Source organism: Nostoc commune NIES-4072, from assembly GCF_003113895.1.
GTDB classification, from domain to species: domain Bacteria; phylum Cyanobacteriota; class Cyanobacteriia; order Cyanobacteriales; family Nostocaceae; genus Nostoc; species Nostoc commune.
In genome coordinates this window covers 5709677-5725744 of the sequence record NZ_BDUD01000001.1, presented here as the reverse complement: position 1 = coordinate 5725744, position 16068 = coordinate 5709677, and the positions used below count along the sequence as shown (strand labels likewise).

Below are 16068 nucleotides of genomic sequence, written 5' to 3'. Positions count from 1 at the left end.
TCACTGGAACGATAACTTGGCAGAAAAGGACATCTTTTGCTTCCAATTAGCTATTGGACAAATTATGGTTACAAGAAAACAATTTTTAAAATCAAAAAATTAATTCCTGCAAGATGGTTTTGTCCATCTCTAGTTTTTTGGGGACTTTTCCAAAGCTACTCTAGATGATAGCTTCCAGAAATCTTCAATAGTATGTTCTATATGGCTCATGCATTTATGTATTCGTTTTTGAGAAATTTGATGGTTTGATAATTCTAGCCTTGATAATTCTTTCAGTTGAAAATATGCAATAATTTGTCTGTAAAATCTTGTAGTTTCCGACTCAAATACTTTAGTGTTAAAAGCGATTAATGAACCAAGAATCTTAATTAGCTCTGATTGTAATGCGATTTCTGAGTGATATAATCCATCTGATTTAATATGATATTTCTTTAAATTTCCTAACCATTCTCCACAATGATTACAATATCCAGTCCGCGAGTTAGGAGCTATGATAGGTAATTTATGATTGCAATGAGGACATTGTGTAATTAGAGGATAATGATGTTGGGGGCATACTGCAACTGGCTCAAAAGACCAAAGTAATGGTTCGTATATAGGTAATTTATTTTGATGCCAATAGCTGTAGCATAAAGGGCACCAAGCTTTGCAATCACGAAGTAAATAAACATAAGTTATTAATTCATGCCAATACATCATAGTTAGACAGGTTAAATCACTACGTAAAGTGAGAATTTCTAGAGATTCAACTAATTTAGATGTATACCAACCACTAAAGTTTAGTAACTTGATATGAGAACGACTTGTAAAAGTCCTACCAACAATTCCCTTACAAGATCCCGATAAGTCATCATGCCCCCAAAAAAATGGGTAGATTTTATGCTTGATTAATTTATCCGGAGTAACGCAATGAACCTCAGCTAAACGAATGAGATAACTAATTAAACTTTCACATTCAATAGCTCCAACATTAATTGGCTCTAAAAAATATAAAACACTACGTTCTGGGATATCTGGAGTATGCAAATCATAACTTCGATATAAGGTTAATTTGTCAAACTGCATTTTCGCTCCCTATTGAATCTCGTCTGGGCTTACGAATTCCCACTAATTTTTTTCGTTTTTTCGGCTCAATATCTTGAGATTTGATTTCAGATTGTGAGGTTGTTTGATGTTTGGATATAGGTGGACAGCGTAAACCTAAGTCTTGATATAACTCTTCTATCTTTCCTTCAATTTCTGCATATCTAGCTTCTCCTTCTTTAATATGTTTGAGAATATTTCGACATTGACCAACTGATAAAGCCCTTTTCTCTAAATGTTTGAGCGTAACAGTAGGAGCATCTTCATTTAATGCTTCTCCAAGGGCATTTCTTGACCAATTTTTGAGGATACCAACACATCCTAAGCTGCGTGAATACAAATATTCCCAATGCGATAGAAAATCTGGTGGCTCTTTTGTTGGTATTTGACACTGAAAATTCCAAATTACTGAGTGCCAAATTTCTCTATCTTCTATAAATTCGGTATTGTAACGAGGCAGATGAACATAAATACTACGTCTACTTAATTGGTCGCCTATATCGTGAAGGGTCAGTAAATCATAAGTTCCAATTAATCCATGCAAAACTTGAGTAAGAGAAGCTAATGATTTAATTGCTTCAGGTACGTCTGTTAGTTTTCTTCCACTAGCTACAGCTAATAAATGATGCGCTTCATCAATAAAAAATATTTTCGGTCTTCTCTGTTTCAAAGCTTGCTCTAGTGCCCATCCTAATTCAGTCTCTAAAATTGCTGGTTTAATTATTAATTGACCATCAGAATTATGATATACGCCCGAAGTTCCATAATTTATCTTATTATCAATTAGCTCTGGTGCTTCTGCCAGTGCATATAAACAACGTTTAAGATGGTCTTTGAAATTGAATAATCCTCCTGAGAATAAACGTGCCTCAATACTAGCAACAGGAATACAACCTTTGTTAACTTCTAATAAAGATAAAGATGATTCGATGATCCATTTTTCGATGAGCAGACGTAGTTTTGTTTTACCTACTCCTGTTGGACCAACAATAAAAATAATTCGTGAATCTCCACAATTATTTATAATTGGCTTGAGAGTCTCAAAAGCAATATCCAGATAGGGATGTGCCATTGTATATGAGTCATAATAAGCCAGTCTTTCTGATACTGAAGCTGTATGATATTCAGAGGAAAATTGTTGGTTATTTACCATATATTAATACTTAATATTTCTTAAACGTTTATAGCAATCCTAAAGTCCAAACTGAGAGATTTTTAGGATTGACAGATTTAGTCATTAATCTGACTTTTTTAGTGATTTGGGTATTACCTGCCAGATTATACAAAAACTGGGTATTGGTTGTTCCAAATAACCTCTCACAAACGCTACTAAATCGAGGTTTTGCTGGTGGTCGTCTTTTGAGAGTACATTCAAATATTGCTAATAATGTTTCAAAGTAAGTGCTATAAAATTCCTTGCCGTTATCAGTAACAATTATTTGAGGTAATCTTGAATGGCGTTGAACACAAATTCTTAACACCATCATACAAGAACGATAAGATGGTGGGTCATAACTAATATAGATAGCTAAAATTCTTCTGCTAAACGCATCCATTAATAAAGTTAGCCAAGGTCTTCCTAAAACTTTTCCTGTTTGAGAACATCTCAGTTCAATATCTAATTCTGTATGGTCAATATGAGCAATATGAAAGGGGAAATCACCATGTCGGGGTGTGGATAATTCTAGTTCCCAGTAAAAACCATTGGTTGAATTCTTCTTGTGTCATCATGGTTGCACCCCATCATTACACAACAAACACAAACATTCTTTGGCTTGACAGACTCTAGTATCTTTTATATATCTATAGTGATGTAAATATGATGTAAATTATCTAAATTTAACCTTACTCTTAAACTCATAGAGCATTTAGTTTATACATACTGGTAGCATTTAGAGTGAGCAAAAGAATTAACGTTACGTTGCCGGATAGTGTCTTAGAAGATTTAGAAGTATGGGCTGCGTCTCAAGGTCGTCCTACAGCTAACCTTGCTGCTTTTTTGATTGAAATGTCGATTAAATTGGCCAAAAATAGTGGTGAATTTCCCAATAATTCTTCAGTTATAACTAGTAAGCCTCAGTCATAAATTAGACAATTAATTTTTGTTAAAGTTGCCCCATTATTTTGTTGATAATCTATTCTTAACCTTCATACTTAAAGCATTACTTGTTTGACGATTGTCGTTGAAGTAGGCACTACATAAAATTGTTCGACTCTAATTGCTGAAAGTCTTGATATATCTTGTTTTTATGCCCAACTATTATTAAGCATGAAAAGCTACATAAGTATTACTTAACTAAGAAAGAATATCTGCACTTACGGCACGGTTTATGCTTCCATTCTGCGTAATAGGACAAGTTATACTTCCGTTAGTTTGGACTTGCTGACAATTAATTAACGCAACAATAAGGTTTCAGACCCTAAAATCCTCGCTTATGCTTCCAGACCCTGACAACTTTTGGGTCTGGTTACAATAAATCCGGGGGCTTGAACCAAGCAAAGTTTAAAATTTATCTATCCATAAATAAATTTAGGGGCTTGTACCATCAAGGAATAATTGGTCATTAGTATGAAAAAGCACTAAGATTTTGTAAAACTACTAATGACTTCGATTTCCCTATATTTAAATCAGTTATCAGTTATCAGTTATCAGTTATCAGGCGTATGGTGGGGGATTTAGACCCGCCACCAACGCATTCCACCTGGAGGTGGGGGACTTAAACCCAGGGATAAATAGATCACTGATAACTGTTTACTGTTCACTGTTCACTGTTAAAGCCATTGGCTCTCCACGGCGCAAAGACTTGGTAAAATGAGCAGCCTGTGAGAAACTGACTATAAAAACTTTTGTAAAACTAAGGCATCTAGTTACTAAAATCATCCTTTCTCTACTTACACTTTTAAAATACGAGAATTATAGTGAAACGAATAAAATTTTAATATTAGATTAACAATGGAGCCTATTTACTGGAATTGCATAATTGCTCACGGCATCACTGCATTTTCATACTTTGGCATCCCCATAGTAATAGGGGTTTTCTTTGCCAAAACTAAGGCAACTATCCCTTCTAAGTTTTGGCTAGCCTTTTTCTTATCAGGTGGATTCGTATTATTTTGCGGATTTCATCACTTTCTAGCGATTTTTGAGCCACATTCGGCAGTGTCGCTGCTGCACTTAGGCGTACTTGATCTAATGGCTTTTATTTCTTTGTCTGCCTTACTCTACCTGATGCCAACCGCTTATCAAATTCTAGAGGCGATCGCCAGACATCAAGAAGATACCCGCGAACTTCAACGCAGTCAGCAGATACAACGGCTATTCCTAGATCAAGGCCCCTTTGGAGCCTATATCAAAGATGAGCAATCTAGAGTGCTTTATTACAACCAGGAGCTACAAGCTAGATTTTCGGTAGATTCACAAGAATGGTTGGGGAAAACCGATAGTGAATACTTGCCAGATCCAGAAGAGGGGCGGCGGGTAATGGAAAACGATCAAGTCGTTTTAAAGACTCTACGCCCCTTAAAGCTGATTGAAGAGGTAAAGATACCTGGTAACGATCAGCCGTGCTACTGGCTATCGTTTAAGTTTCCTTTTAGCGATGGCGCAACGGGCGCTTGCCGCATTGGTGGCATTAGTATCGATATTACAGAATCTATTGAAGCACAGCGATCGCTCACCGATCTAAATCGGCAGCTAGAAGAAAAAACGCTGAAATTAGAGGCAAAAAAACAGGAACTTATATATCTCTCAGATATGGCGGATATGCTTTATTGCTGCGAATCTGAAGATGAGGTGTATCAAGTGGTCGCTTTAACCTGTTCTAAGCTATTTCCTAATATGAGCGGTTGTATCTATATAATTGCTAATTCTAAGAATTATGTTCAGATGAATAGTTTTTGGGGAGATGAAAGAACCAGTAAAGAAATATTTTCAGCATGTGATTGTTGGGCATTGCGGAGAGGAAAATCAAACCTTTTATTGCCTCATAATTCTGGACTAATATGCAATCACTTAATAGAGCCTATTAACGGCACACATTTATGTGTTCCATTGTTTGGACAAGGCGAAGTAATTGGTATTTTACATATCTATGCGCTGAAAGAAATCAGTCCAGAAGAGCAACAAATTACTGAGATTATTGCTAGAACTTTAGCTATTGCACTAAATAATCTCTCGATAAAACAACGGCTAGCCTATGATAACTTGCGGGATGGGATGACCCAACTATTTAATCAAAGCTATTTGCAAACAATAACGGAACAGAGGTTAGCAGAGGCTGAACGGTCGGGGCAACCGGTTAGTGTTATTTTCCTTGATATCGATAACTTCAAATCTTACAACTCGCACTATGGGCATTTGACTGCTAATATTGTTCTCCAGGGATTAGCGCAACTGCTATTAAAATCTATTCGCTCCTTTGACATTGCTTGCAGATGGGGTGGTGAAGAATTTGTAATTGTAATGCCTAATATGACACTGGAAAACTTGAGAAAGCGAGTAGAACAACTGAGGATAGATGTTGAACAAATGCAAGTGAAGGATGGCGATCGCATTCTCGAAGGCATTACCGCTTCTTTTGGAATAGCTGTATCAGAATCAGGGATTACAGTTAAAGATTTTCTGAATCGGGCAAATCAAGCGATGCTTGAGGCCAAGCGAACAGGCAAGAATCGGGTTATGGAGTATGTAAATACCTATCCTATAATTAATTCATAATTAACTATTTAAAAACCTCAAGCGATGAAATGAGGAAGTTCTTCGTTTCCATTAAACGTCAGACTTTACCAATATAGAAATCTAAAACTTATAAATTTACCGTTTGAAGAAGGCAGGAGTCAGGAAGCAGCATTCCCTCCTGCCTCCTGCCTCCTGCCCTCTGCCTTTCTTAATAAAAAACAACTCCCTAGAGAAGTGGGAGTTGTCATTTTGTATTCGACTATTTTCTTAAAACATGATTCAGAATGGAGCGATGCCTGCGGCGGGCTGCGCCTACGCCAAACAGATGGCAGCCAAAATAGCAGCGATGACATAAAATACTCCAACCACTTGCAATTCTGACCAGCCAGTGAGTTCTAGATGATGGTGTAAGGGTGCCATTTTAAAGAGGCGCTTGCCTTTGCCATCAGGCCCTTTGGTGGCTTTGTAATAACTTACCTGTGCCATCACCGAAAGAGTTTCTACAAAGAAGATACCACTGAGAATAAATAGAGCTACTAAGGTGTTTGTCAATAGCGCTACAGATGCTAAAGCGCCGCCCAGTGCTAAAGAACCAGTATCTCCCATAAAAACGCGGGCTGGGTTACGGTTATGGGCTAAGAAACCTAAGCACCCACCACTTAAAGCAGCACAAAAAACCATTAACCCAGGTGCTGTAGGTGCGACTAAAGCCCCTAATGCCAAAAGTGCGATCGCTACTGTTCCTGCTGCCAAGCCATCAATGCCATCTGTTAAATTAGTCGCATTACTTTCTGCAACTAGCACAAAACCTGCTAATGGCCAAAATAGGAATCCTAAAGGTAGTGTAAAGCTCACCCAAGGCAAAGCAATATTTGTAATATTAGAAGGTTGATTAAACATCAGCCATAAACAAAATACTGCTGCAAAACCCACCTGCAAAGCCAGTTTCGTTCCGGGAGATATACCTTTATTTGATTTACGGCGCAGAATTTGCCAATCGTCGAGCCAGCCAATCAATCCGTAGCTGAGTGTCAATGCCGAAACTGCAAGCACCTCTTTAGCAAAGTTAGATAATATACAGGCAATTATCACACCTACGGGGATAAAAAAGATACCTCCCATTGTTGGCGTGCCTGCCTTTTTTAGATGGGCTTGGGGGCCATCTTCACGAATTATTTGTCCAGTTTTGAGCGCTTGAAGTAGGGGTATTACCCAATAGCCCACCACACCTGAACCCAACGCACACAATAGTAGTGGCAGAGTTAACGACATACTTTGCCAGGGTAGCCTATTGGCCATCGAATCCAAGAAAAATGCTGTTGTAGCTAGCCCTACGGTTAATAAAGAGGCTAGAGCGATTCCAGAAATATTTAAACCTTGCTCAGGAGATAATTTAGCGTCCACAGAAGTTTCCCTTCACTCCACACATATAAAATTCAATATCAGCAACTAAGGATACTACCAAGTCCTTAGCACAGCACGTCGGAAATAAACATACCATTTCAAATGGTGCAAAAGGGCAGAATAGGATTCTTTGACTTTTGACTTTTAACTTTTGAATTCCGCCTGTCGGTACTAGCCTGAAAAGGCTAATCCTCGGCGATTCCTATATCGTCATCATCATCAAGGTCGTAGCCAATTCCATCTTCTACACCCATTAGGGAGTCTATTTCTTCTTCGTCATCTTGAAAATCCGGTTCGTGAACGTCACGCGCGATGATCCGACCGTTGGTTTGCAACCAGTCCAACAAAGAGGACTCTTGCTTTAAGGGGATGACATCGGCTCGTTGATTACGGGGTACTTCACGTAATGGAGAGTTCAACATATCAAAGAGGACAAGAAAAGGTTTACGTAAGTTGACATTTAGAGTCTATCACTTGGCACGGATTAATTTAGTTATCTTTTCAACCCTTTTGTTGATAAATCCGCATTCAGATAGAATTTTTTTATTTAATAGGCGTATTGCTTACGCAAAGGGTTTATTTAGTAATTTTTATGGTTCTACACATAGGTTATGAATATCTTGTTTATGCTGATGATAAGGACTGATTTTTGAGGTGACAGGCGATGAGCAAAAAAGCGGCTTTAATGGATGCGATCGCTGGGACAAATCGCGGTCTACTGGCGACTCAAGCCCAGAAACAGGCTATCTTAGCAGCGATCGTCAATTTAGAAGATTTTAATCCTACACCCCGTCCGGTAGAAGCTAGTAATTTGCTAGATGGTAATTGGCGATTACTATACACCACCAGCAAGGCTCTTTTAAACTTAGATGGTCTACCTTTGTGCAAACTGGGTCAAATCTATCAGTGTATCCGGGTTGATACTGCCAGTGTTTACAACATAGCTGAGATTTATGGCTTACCTTATTTAGAAGGATTAGTTAGCGTTGCTGCTAAATTTGAGCCAGTTTCTGGTCGGCGTGTCCAAGTAAAATTTGAGCGGTCTATTATCGGCTTACAACGTTTAATAGAATACAATTCTCCGGTAACTTTTATCCAACAAATTGAAGCAGGTAGAAAATTTCCCGCAATTGATTTTGCAATTAAGAGTGATAATCAGCAAGGCTGGTTAGATATCACCTATATAGATAACGATCTGCGGATTGGCAGAGGTAACGAGGGAAGTGTGTTTGTCTTAACTAAAACATAAGCTTCTAAAAAATAACTGTTTGCGAACGAAGGTACGCTATAACGTGTGACTTGTCAAGTAGGGGATAATACAGTTTTAAATTTGGAATGTGGTAGGGAGTAGGGGAGGTAAGGAAGATGAGGGAGAAAGAATAACTAATATTCAATGCCCAATCCCTAGTCCCCAGTCCCCAGTCCCCAGCCGCTAATACCTAATTCAGACAAATAACTTAACAAAGACTCTTGCTGCTACCTTCAGGTTGTAGAGTGAAATCAATTAGCCCTCTAGATTGGCGATTGATAACTAAAAGGGAAAATAATCATGGTTCAACGTGGTTCTAAAGTACGTATTCTCCGCCCTGAATCCTACTGGTTTCAGGATCTAGGAACTGTGGCTTCCATTGACCAAAGCGGCATCAAATACCCTGTAATTGTCCGCTTTGAAAAGGTCAATTACGCTGGTATCAATACCAACAACTTTGCTCAGGATGAATTAGTCGAGGTTGAAGCACCAAAGGCTAAAGCACCTAAAAAATAGCAGCAAAGCTACAAGGGGCTTGTTTGATGCGATGATGAAGGGTAGTCTTAAGTCTGAAGTATGAAGTCTGAAAATTTCAGTTCATTCATCTTTCACCCAAGCCTACTCTAATCTATGAGAAGCTGCCCTGCGGGTATTTACGGTTTCTCTTGGGTAGTAATACGAGCCATATAAGGCTGTGTAAGTTACTACTGCATCTCTTCTTTATTCAACGCCCAAGTACATCAAAATTGCCTGCTTAATCTGTTTGAATGCCTGAACTGCCTGAAGTTGAAACAGTCCGAAGGGGCCTAAATCAATTGACCCTTAACCAAGAAATTACGGGTGGAGATGTGTTGCTCGATCGCACCATCGCCTACCCGTTTTCTGTTGGTGAGTTTGTTGATGGAATTAAAAAGAATGCGATCGCTACTTGGCATCGTCGCGGTAAATATCTCCTGGCCGAACTCTCTTCCACAGGTTGGCTAGGGGTTCATCTGCGAATGACCGGTCAACTATTATGGCTGCATCGAGATGAACCATTACATAAGCACACGCGGGTTAGATTATTCTTTGGGGAACAGCAGGAATTACGCTTTGTTGATCAGCGTACCTTCGGAAAAATGTGGTGGGTTCCGCCTGGTGTTGCTGTAGAAAGTATTATGACTGGTTTGGCAACACTGGCAGCAGATCCATTTTCACCCGAATTCACTGTTGAGTATTTAGCAATCAAACTCCAAAACCGCCGTCGTCCAATTAAGACTGCGCTACTCGATCAATCGGTAGTGGCGGGATTAGGTAATATTTATGCCGATGAAGCCCTGTTTAAGAGTGGAATTTTACCTGAAACTTTGTGTATAGATTTGCAGCTAAAGCAAATTGAGCGTTTGCGAACAGCGATAATTCAAGTTTTAGAAACCAGCATTGAGGCTGGTGGTACGACTTTTAGTAATTTCTTAAGTGTTAAGGGTGTCAACGGCAATTATGGTGGTGTTGCCTTGGTTTATAACCGCGCTGGAGAACCCTGTCGAGTTTGTGATACTCCAATTATGCGGATTAGGTTAGGTGGGCGATCTAGTCACTTTTGCCCGCAGTGTCAAGCAGGAGAGACAGGAGAGACGCGATGAATCGCGTCTGTACAAGAGAGACGTAATTAATCTTAGAAGAGAGACGTGATGAATCGCGTCTGTACAGGAGTTTTTAGCTCGGAAGTCTTTTAAAATGCGGATAAGTCTAATCTAGAAATTTGAGAGGGGAATTCATGGCAGTCAAAAAAGGAGATATGGTTCGCGCTATCCGCGAGAAACTGGAAAATAGTCTGGAAGCAAAAGCCAGTGATACTCGGTTTCCTCCCTATTTATTTGACAGCAAGGGCGAAATTGTAGATATCAAAGGTGATTATGCCCTTGTTAAGTTCGGGAAAGTGCCAACGCCAAATGTTTGGTTACGTGTGGATCAGCTTGAAGAGTTTAAATAATAAGTAAAGAATTCAGGAGTCAGAATTCAGAAGTCAGAATGGATTGGTGGGGATTCAGCACATAGATTTGGTGTAATGTTTCACCGTTTATTCATCTGCTAGCGATGTACTGAGTTTCGATTGCCTTCAACTACCGCCCGTCGAAGTATCGTATAGAGTTCGTACTGAATTCTGACTCCTAGATTCTGAATTCTGGTTAATAAAAATTGCATTTTAATAATTATGTCTTCTTCGCCTAGCTCCCCAATTGTGTGTAGTTTACCTCGTGTCACCATCGTGGGTGCGGGTAGGGTTGGCAGTACTTTAGCCCAACGCGTTGCGGAGAAAAACCTGGCTGATGTAGTTTTACTAGATATTATTGCGGGAATGCCTCAAGGTTTGGCGCTGGATTTGATGGAAGCCAGAGGAATTGAAATACATAATCGCCAAATTATCGGCACAAATAATTATGCTGATACATCTGGTTCTCAAATTGTGGTGATTACCGCAGGACTTCCCCGCAAACCAGGGATGAGTCGGGATGATTTGCTGAAAACTAATGCCAAGATTGTGGTGGAAGCGGCAAAAAATGCGATCGCTCATTCTCCTAATGCTATTTTTATTGTCGTTACCAATCCGTTGGATGTGATGACTTATTTAGCTTGGCAAGCAACTGGTTTACCACGCGATCGCATTATGGGTATGGCTGGTGTGTTAGATTCCGCCCGTTTTGAAACCTTTATTGCCCTAGAATTGGGGGTTTTACCTGCTGATGTCAAAGCAATGGTGTTGGGTAGCCACGGCGATTTAATGGTTCCGTTGTCTCGTTATGCTACCGTTAACGGCGTTCCCATTACGGAATTGCTGGATGTAGCCACAATTGAACGCTTGGTAGAAAGAACTCGCAACGGTGGCGCAGAAATTGTGGAATTGATGCAGACGGGTGGTGCTTTTTTTGCTCCGGCATCGGCTACTAGTGTGATGGTAGAATCGATTTTGCTAAATCAGTCGCGGTTATTGCCTGTGGCGGCGTATCTGCAAGGTGAATACGGTTTAAAAGATGTTGTGATTGGTGTTCCCTGTCGGTTGGGATGCGGTGGAATTGAAAGTATTTTGGAATTAAATCTGACCGATCGCGAAAGAGAAGGTTTGCATACTTCAGCCCAATCTGTGCGTAAAAGTATTGAGCGATCGCAAGAAATTTTGGCTGAGTAGATCCTCCTAAATTAAATCCCCCTTAAAAAAAAGGGGGACTTTGACTCAGTTACCCCTTTTTTAAGGGGGTTAAGTTTCGCATTAACGACGGTAATCCTCATCTGCGGGGTCGCCGTAGGGATCTTCGCTGGCTGGACGAACGTTACCAAATTCCCCTTGGTCTGCGGGGTCGCCGTAGGGGTCTTCACTGGCTGGACGTACATTACCGTAAGACGCTATATCTCCGGGGTCGCCATAAGGGTCTTGGCTAGCTGGAGTAAGGTTTCCGTAAGAGGATATATCTGCGGGGTCGCCGTAGGGGTCTTCACTGGCTGGACGGACATCACCGTAAGATGCCGGATCTGCGGGGTCGCCGTAGGGGTCTTCGCTGGCTGGGCGGACATTGCGATCGCGGTATTCAGCATCCTCAGATTGATCGCTGTTTCCTCCGAAGAAAAGATCCTTCGCCTTTCGCAAAAAGTCATCTACCATAATCTGTCTCCTAGTTTAAGTTCGTGTTTCCGACGTGCGCGATCGGCGTTATCCTCCGGGAAACCCGCTTTCTTATTTACACACGCTTCGCTATCTAAAGTGCTGGAGCTGCGGATGAAGTTATGCCAGTTAGATCGCGACCTGTGGAACTCCCGTTATAGCCTTGGAATTGGCGATATTGTTGTGCTTGAGATTCTGGTACTCGAATTCCTTCTGATGGTGGAGTAACCCAGTGAGCGCGATGTTCAGCATCGCGGTAGTATACACGCCCGTTTTTAGAAAGATAGTACTTACCTTGCGCTCCATCTTGTGAAGCATTCTTATGTTGGTTGTACATGTAGTAAAGTGCCGCAGCTCCCGCCAAAAGTGCCACTTTTTGCCCTGTACCTAATCCCTTCTTAGCTTCGGTTTGGCGATCGCTCACTGTTCTACCAGCAGTATCATCAACTGGTGGTGGCACATTAGCACTTCGGGAACCACCTCCGCAGCTACTCAGCAAGGGTACGGTTAGCAATGCGGAAAGCACAACTGCTAATAGACGCGAAACTATTTTACGTTCTTTATATACTATGTTCATCGGATTTCGTCATCACCTGTATTTACTAAAAGCCTTGCTGTTGCAAATACAAAGTTGGAATTCCTGTTATTTCACCTGGAATTGAAAGAACACATACCACTCAATTTACAACTGCACAGCTACAGCGTTTCACTGTTATGATGATCGATTTTTTCAAATATTCCATCCTGCCTTCGAGAGAAACTGCATTCATCCGAAGGAAATATATTGTCGATTTTTTATTAATCAATTTAGCCTAAACGCGGAAATATTCAGCAATTTCTCGGTTATGGTTTCCGGATAAATAATTTAGAAAGATACAGTTACTATGATGATCTTTGCTAAAAAGTATATTCAATATGACATCAAAAAATACAGCCCAAACTAGAACTCGTCTGCTTTTAGCTTTGTGGGATTTGGGAGGAACGCAGCAGGAAGTTAAAAAGGGTCAACTCACTAAGCGAATTGTATCCAAAAGCCAGAAGGTAGCAGATTATCAGGGTTCCTTTGAAGAATTGCAGAATCAGGGAGCGATCGCAATCTCCAAAAAAGGATACTCTCTGACATCTGGTAAGGGTTTAGAGGTGTTAGGTGAAGGTTTGAGAAGTTCTGATTTTAAGTTTGAAGGGACGATTGTTGGTACTTGGGCGGCGAATGCGTTAGTGAAGTGGATTAGTCAGATTGATGTTGCAGTAGCTGGTGCAGATGTACCAGTGAATGGGAAGGGTGCGATCGCATCTTATGACGAGTTTAAGTTGGTGGCGTTGGAAGTCTACGACAAGCTGAACTATGAGTACAACTTTAATAATTTAGTGCCAATTTACCGCATTAGAAGAGGAATTGGTGATCGCGTGAGTCGTACAGAGTTTAATGATTGGCTGCTAGAAACGCAAGCTAACGATATTTTGCAACTACAGGGCGGGAGTGTAGAAGACAGCGCACCCGACAAAATTGAAGATTCGGTAGCTACAGAATTAGATGGATTACGCTGCTACGCCACACGCCTGAAAGCTTAAACTTTATTTGACTCTTCACACATTAAATTCACAACACTATGACTGTCACCACATCTACCATTGATGATTTGATTAAAAATCAAAACCCTTTTGCAGGCCATATTGTGGTCAGACCGCAACAAATCTGGGGTAAAAGTTTTCCTGATGTAACTTTAATTAATGCTCATGCTTCTAATGCAGTTTTTGATGCTGTTAATAAAGTCCGTAAAGGAAGACGTGAAACTGTAGGTATCACAATTACAGCAGAAAAAGGTTTAGGTAAAAGCCATATTATTAGTCGGATTCGTCACCGATTGCAGACAGAAGATAGTAGCTTATTTATCTACATGAGTAAATATGACAACTTAAATCAAATTAAGTCTCTATTTCTGCAAACAGTTGCCTCTAGTCTCAGAGCTTTTGGTAGTCAAAAAGTAATGCAATGGCAGGAAATTGCAGCAGCTTTAATTAACGAAGCGAAACAGTGGAAATATACGCCACAACAGTATATTAATATGTATCCAGGTTGGTTGAGGCAACATTCAACTCAGGCGATAGTTCATTTAACAGAAAGTGTTATGAAAGTAAAGCCTGAAATCACCAACCCTTACATAGTGAAAGCAATTTTGTGGACACTTTCTCCAGCCCATATTAATTATGCAAGCTATTGGTTATCTGGTTTGGAATTAGCACAATCACAAGCTGAAGAAATGGGATTACCAAATCATAAAAGTGAGGATAGAGAAGCTGAAGCATTAAGCACTGTTCGTCAAATTTTAGATATAACTAGCTATTATCGAGTTACAGTGATTTGTTTTGACGAATTAGATATTGCAGATGCTGCTGATAATGGTTTTTTAGCAGCACAAGTTATTGCAAGCTTAGTTAAGGATTTATATAACAGTCTCAAACAAGGTGTTTTACTCTTAGCAATGTATCCTCGCACCTGGGAAGACCAAATCAAAGCTTTACCAGAAGCTGAAGCAGTTATAGATAGATTAGTAAGTGATCAAGCTGACAGACAGCCTATAAAATTAAGTTTTCTCAATTCTGATGATATCGTTGCTCTAGTTAGTCAATGGTTACAAGATTTTTATGAGGAATATCAACAAACCCCGCCTCATTCTCTTTACCCATTTAATGAAACTAAACTCAGAGAACTTGGGAAAGAAAGACCTACTGTTAGATCAGTCTTGAAATGGTGTGCAGAGAATTTTACTTTGACTGAGCCAGATAAACCTAAAAATATCCATCCGGTTGAACCACACTTTAAGGCAGCAGTACTAAATGTTGATACTGGGATCGATTTACTGATAGAAGATGAAGTGGCAATTGCTGCTGCTTTACGATTAGCATTCGCTAGTTTAGCTAAAGAGACAGTAGAAGTAGAAAAAGTAAAAGTTGAAAAGGTCGAGGAAATTTTAGCTAATAAAGCAGATCAAGGATATCTTAATTTCAGAGTTGTTGGTAATAACCCAAGTTGCTGGTTATCGACTGATATGCACTTGTTATCACTCAATTCATGCGATCGCGTACAACAAAGTTGGTGCCTAGCGCCAACGTGCCGATGCCATTGTTGCCAGCATTCAGCTACTTAAATGCCTATTAGTTGTATAAATTACTTATTCAATAAAAGCTTGTTGAAGAGTAAAAGAAAAAATGAATGCTTGTAGCTTAAGTAAAAACCCTTGATAAGTGACTGCATGTATTGATTTTGGAAAAACACAAGTGATACTACTAAACACAGTTTCGATATAATGCCGAGTATGTTGTTTAATATATTGATTCCAAGGCTGGTCTTGACGCTTGGAGTTCTTTTTCCTCATGACTTTTAAAGAAATGTGACTTGTTTGTTCCAAGTCATCCTCAATCGTGTAGTCGGTGTAAGCTGAATCACCATAAATTTCACTACCAGGTGGTAGATTCAAGGGTAAGGCATTTAAAGCACGTACATCGTTGGCACTACCAGGCATAAACACAAATTCGACAGGAATACCATTTTTGGTTGTTAATAACTGAACTCGAACCCCGTAAAAATATCGTTTTTTCGATGCGATGTAACCTCTATACTGCGCCGACTGTATTATTTTTACATTAAAGATACGGATGTTATCGCAGATGGGCACTGGGAACGAGTCTAAAAGATATTCAGTGGAATCACTAATTTCCTTCAGTGCCATTCCCACTTGATGAAACAAGTCGTTGATTAACATTGAGACACTGTGTAATCTCCGGTTAAATCGTGACTTTTCTAACATATTAGATATCAACTTATGTTCTTTCATATAGGTACAAGCCTTACTATGATTACCATTAAAGAACATCGCCGATGTTATTGCCGTTGTAATAATTTCTGCGTCATTCATCTCTCGACGACAATCTTCATTATGCCCAATCGCCTTTAACAGGTCGTCTATGATAGCATATATGGAAATTATTTCGTTTAGCATTTAGCCCTCCTAATTT

The 16068-nt window shown here is 39.8% G+C and carries 15 protein-coding genes and 2 pseudogenes; 9 read left to right on the top strand and 8 right to left on the bottom strand.

The features are described from left to right. Positions 1–129: 129 nt before the first annotated feature. The 3 genes and pseudogenes from CDC33_RS25530 to CDC33_RS25520 form a co-directional block, all read right to left on the bottom strand. Positions 130–1065, bottom strand: a complete 936-nt coding sequence (locus tag CDC33_RS25530) for a TniQ family protein (protein ID WP_109011293.1) — start codon at positions 1063–1065, stop codon at positions 130–132. Then, the gene (locus CDC33_RS25525; protein ID WP_109011292.1) at positions 1055–2236 is read right to left on the bottom strand and encodes an AAA family ATPase; all 1182 of its coding nucleotides are present in this window, start codon (positions 2234–2236) and stop codon (positions 1055–1057) included. Before CDC33_RS25525 ends, CDC33_RS25530 begins: the two co-directional genes overlap by 11 nt. A gap of 31 nt (positions 2237–2267) precedes the next feature. Beyond that, positions 2268–2780 (bottom strand): annotated as a pseudogene (locus CDC33_RS25520) (integrase catalytic domain-containing protein); the annotation flags it as partial. Between the two features lie 200 nt (positions 2781–2980). On the opposite strand from CDC33_RS25520, the gene CDC33_RS25515 reads away from it, so the two are divergent. Then, positions 2981–3169 carry a ribbon-helix-helix domain-containing protein gene (locus CDC33_RS25515; protein WP_089130881.1) on the top strand — a complete coding sequence of 63 codons (189 nt, stop codon included), beginning with the start codon at positions 2981–2983 and terminating at the stop codon, positions 3167–3169. Between the two features lie 867 nt (positions 3170–4036). Further along, a complete protein-coding gene (locus CDC33_RS25510; RefSeq protein ID WP_109011291.1) occupies positions 4037–5800 on the top strand; it encodes a diguanylate cyclase domain-containing protein in 1764 nt (587 codons plus the stop codon). A 273-nt stretch (positions 5801–6073) separates the two neighbouring features. On the opposite strand, the gene mraY is transcribed toward CDC33_RS25510, so the two are convergent. Together mraY and CDC33_RS25500 are read right to left on the bottom strand one after the other, a co-directional pair. Continuing rightward, positions 6074–7165: a phospho-N-acetylmuramoyl-pentapeptide-transferase gene (gene mraY / locus CDC33_RS25505; RefSeq protein WP_109011290.1), complete on the bottom strand. Its 1092-nt coding sequence runs from the start codon at positions 7163–7165 to the stop codon at positions 6074–6076. A gap of 185 nt (positions 7166–7350) precedes the next feature. Beyond that, positions 7351–7587 (bottom strand): DUF3134 domain-containing protein, encoded by a 237-nt coding sequence (locus tag CDC33_RS25500; RefSeq protein ID WP_109011289.1) that lies wholly within the window; start codon positions 7585–7587, stop codon positions 7351–7353. A 242-nt stretch (positions 7588–7829) separates the two neighbouring features. Between CDC33_RS25500 and CDC33_RS25495 the strand changes: the two genes are divergently transcribed. The 5 genes from CDC33_RS25495 (at position 7830) to mdh (ending at position 11580) form a co-directional block, all read left to right on the top strand. Beyond that, the gene (locus CDC33_RS25495; RefSeq protein WP_109011288.1) at positions 7830–8414 is read left to right on the top strand and encodes a PAP/fibrillin family protein; all 585 of its coding nucleotides are present in this window, start codon (positions 7830–7832) and stop codon (positions 8412–8414) included. A gap of 300 nt (positions 8415–8714) precedes the next feature. Continuing rightward, a complete protein-coding gene (locus CDC33_RS25490) occupies positions 8715–8930 on the top strand; it encodes a photosystem I reaction center subunit IV (RefSeq protein ID WP_109011287.1) in 216 nt (71 codons plus the stop codon). Between the two features lie 251 nt (positions 8931–9181). Further along, positions 9182–10036 carry a DNA-formamidopyrimidine glycosylase gene (locus tag CDC33_RS25485; protein ID WP_109011286.1) on the top strand — a complete coding sequence of 285 codons (855 nt, stop codon included), beginning with the start codon at positions 9182–9184 and terminating at the stop codon, positions 10034–10036. 134 nt (positions 10037–10170) lie between these two features. Then, on the top strand, positions 10171–10386 hold the full coding sequence (locus tag CDC33_RS25480) for an NAD(P)H-quinone oxidoreductase subunit O (protein WP_100899786.1): 216 nt from the start codon (positions 10171–10173) through the stop codon (positions 10384–10386). Between the two features lie 222 nt (positions 10387–10608). Beyond that, complete coding sequence (gene mdh / locus CDC33_RS25475) at positions 10609–11580, top strand: malate dehydrogenase (protein WP_109011285.1); 972 nt, start codon at positions 10609–10611, stop codon at positions 11578–11580. 81 nt (positions 11581–11661) lie between these two features. Here the strand turns inward: mdh and CDC33_RS25470 are convergent, their stop codons facing one another. Together CDC33_RS25470 and CDC33_RS25465 are read right to left on the bottom strand one after the other, a co-directional pair. Next, positions 11662–12051, bottom strand: coding sequence for a translation initiation factor (locus CDC33_RS25470; protein WP_109011284.1), 390 nt, complete (start codon positions 12049–12051; stop codon positions 11662–11664). A gap of 94 nt (positions 12052–12145) precedes the next feature. Further along, on the bottom strand, positions 12146–12628 hold the full coding sequence (locus CDC33_RS25465) for a hypothetical protein (RefSeq protein ID WP_109011283.1): 483 nt from the start codon (positions 12626–12628) through the stop codon (positions 12146–12148). Positions 12629–12966: 338 nt separating this feature from the next. Here CDC33_RS25465 and CDC33_RS25460 point away from each other — a divergent pair, with 338 nt between their 5' ends. Then, positions 12967–13623, top strand: coding sequence for a hypothetical protein (locus tag CDC33_RS25460; RefSeq protein ID WP_109011282.1), 657 nt, complete (start codon positions 12967–12969; stop codon positions 13621–13623). 38 nt (positions 13624–13661) lie between these two features. Then, a pseudogene (locus tag CDC33_RS25455) lies at positions 13662–15101 on the top strand (hypothetical protein); the annotation flags it as partial. Between the two features lie 123 nt (positions 15102–15224). Here CDC33_RS25455 and CDC33_RS25450 read toward each other — a convergent pair. Then, the gene (locus CDC33_RS25450; protein WP_109006873.1) at positions 15225–16052 is read right to left on the bottom strand and encodes an IS982 family transposase; all 828 of its coding nucleotides are present in this window, start codon (positions 16050–16052) and stop codon (positions 15225–15227) included. Positions 16053–16068: the final 16 nt, after the last annotated feature.

Bases quoted from the DNA above. Each gene is read 5' to 3' on its own strand.
- CDC33_RS25530 (WP_109011293.1), bottom strand. From the start codon at position 1,065: ATGCAGTTTGACAAATTAACCTTATATCGAAGTTATGATTTGCATACT.
- CDC33_RS25525 (WP_109011292.1), bottom strand. From the start codon at position 2,236: ATGGTAAATAACCAACAATTTTCCTCTGAATATCATACAGCTTCAGTA.
- CDC33_RS25510 (WP_109011291.1), top strand. From the start codon at position 4,037: ATGGAGCCTATTTACTGGAATTGCATAATTGCTCACGGCATCACTGCA.
- CDC33_RS25500 (WP_109011289.1), bottom strand. From the start codon at position 7,587: ATGTTGAACTCTCCATTACGTGAAGTACCCCGTAATCAACGAGCCGAT.
- CDC33_RS25495 (WP_109011288.1), top strand. From the start codon at position 7,830: ATGAGCAAAAAAGCGGCTTTAATGGATGCGATCGCTGGGACAAATCGC.
- CDC33_RS25490 (WP_109011287.1), top strand. From the start codon at position 8,715: ATGGTTCAACGTGGTTCTAAAGTACGTATTCTCCGCCCTGAATCCTAC.
- CDC33_RS25485 (WP_109011286.1), top strand. From the start codon at position 9,182: ATGCCTGAACTGCCTGAAGTTGAAACAGTCCGAAGGGGCCTAAATCAA.
- CDC33_RS25480 (WP_100899786.1), top strand. From the start codon at position 10,171: ATGGCAGTCAAAAAAGGAGATATGGTTCGCGCTATCCGCGAGAAACTG.
- mdh (WP_109011285.1), top strand. From the start codon at position 10,609: ATGTCTTCTTCGCCTAGCTCCCCAATTGTGTGTAGTTTACCTCGTGTC.
- CDC33_RS25470 (WP_109011284.1), bottom strand. From the start codon at position 12,051: ATGGTAGATGACTTTTTGCGAAAGGCGAAGGATCTTTTCTTCGGAGGA.
- CDC33_RS25465 (WP_109011283.1), bottom strand. From the start codon at position 12,628: ATGAACATAGTATATAAAGAACGTAAAATAGTTTCGCGTCTATTAGCA.
- CDC33_RS25460 (WP_109011282.1), top strand. From the start codon at position 12,967: ATGACATCAAAAAATACAGCCCAAACTAGAACTCGTCTGCTTTTAGCT.
- CDC33_RS25450 (WP_109006873.1), bottom strand. From the start codon at position 16,052: ATGCTAAACGAAATAATTTCCATATATGCTATCATAGACGACCTGTTA.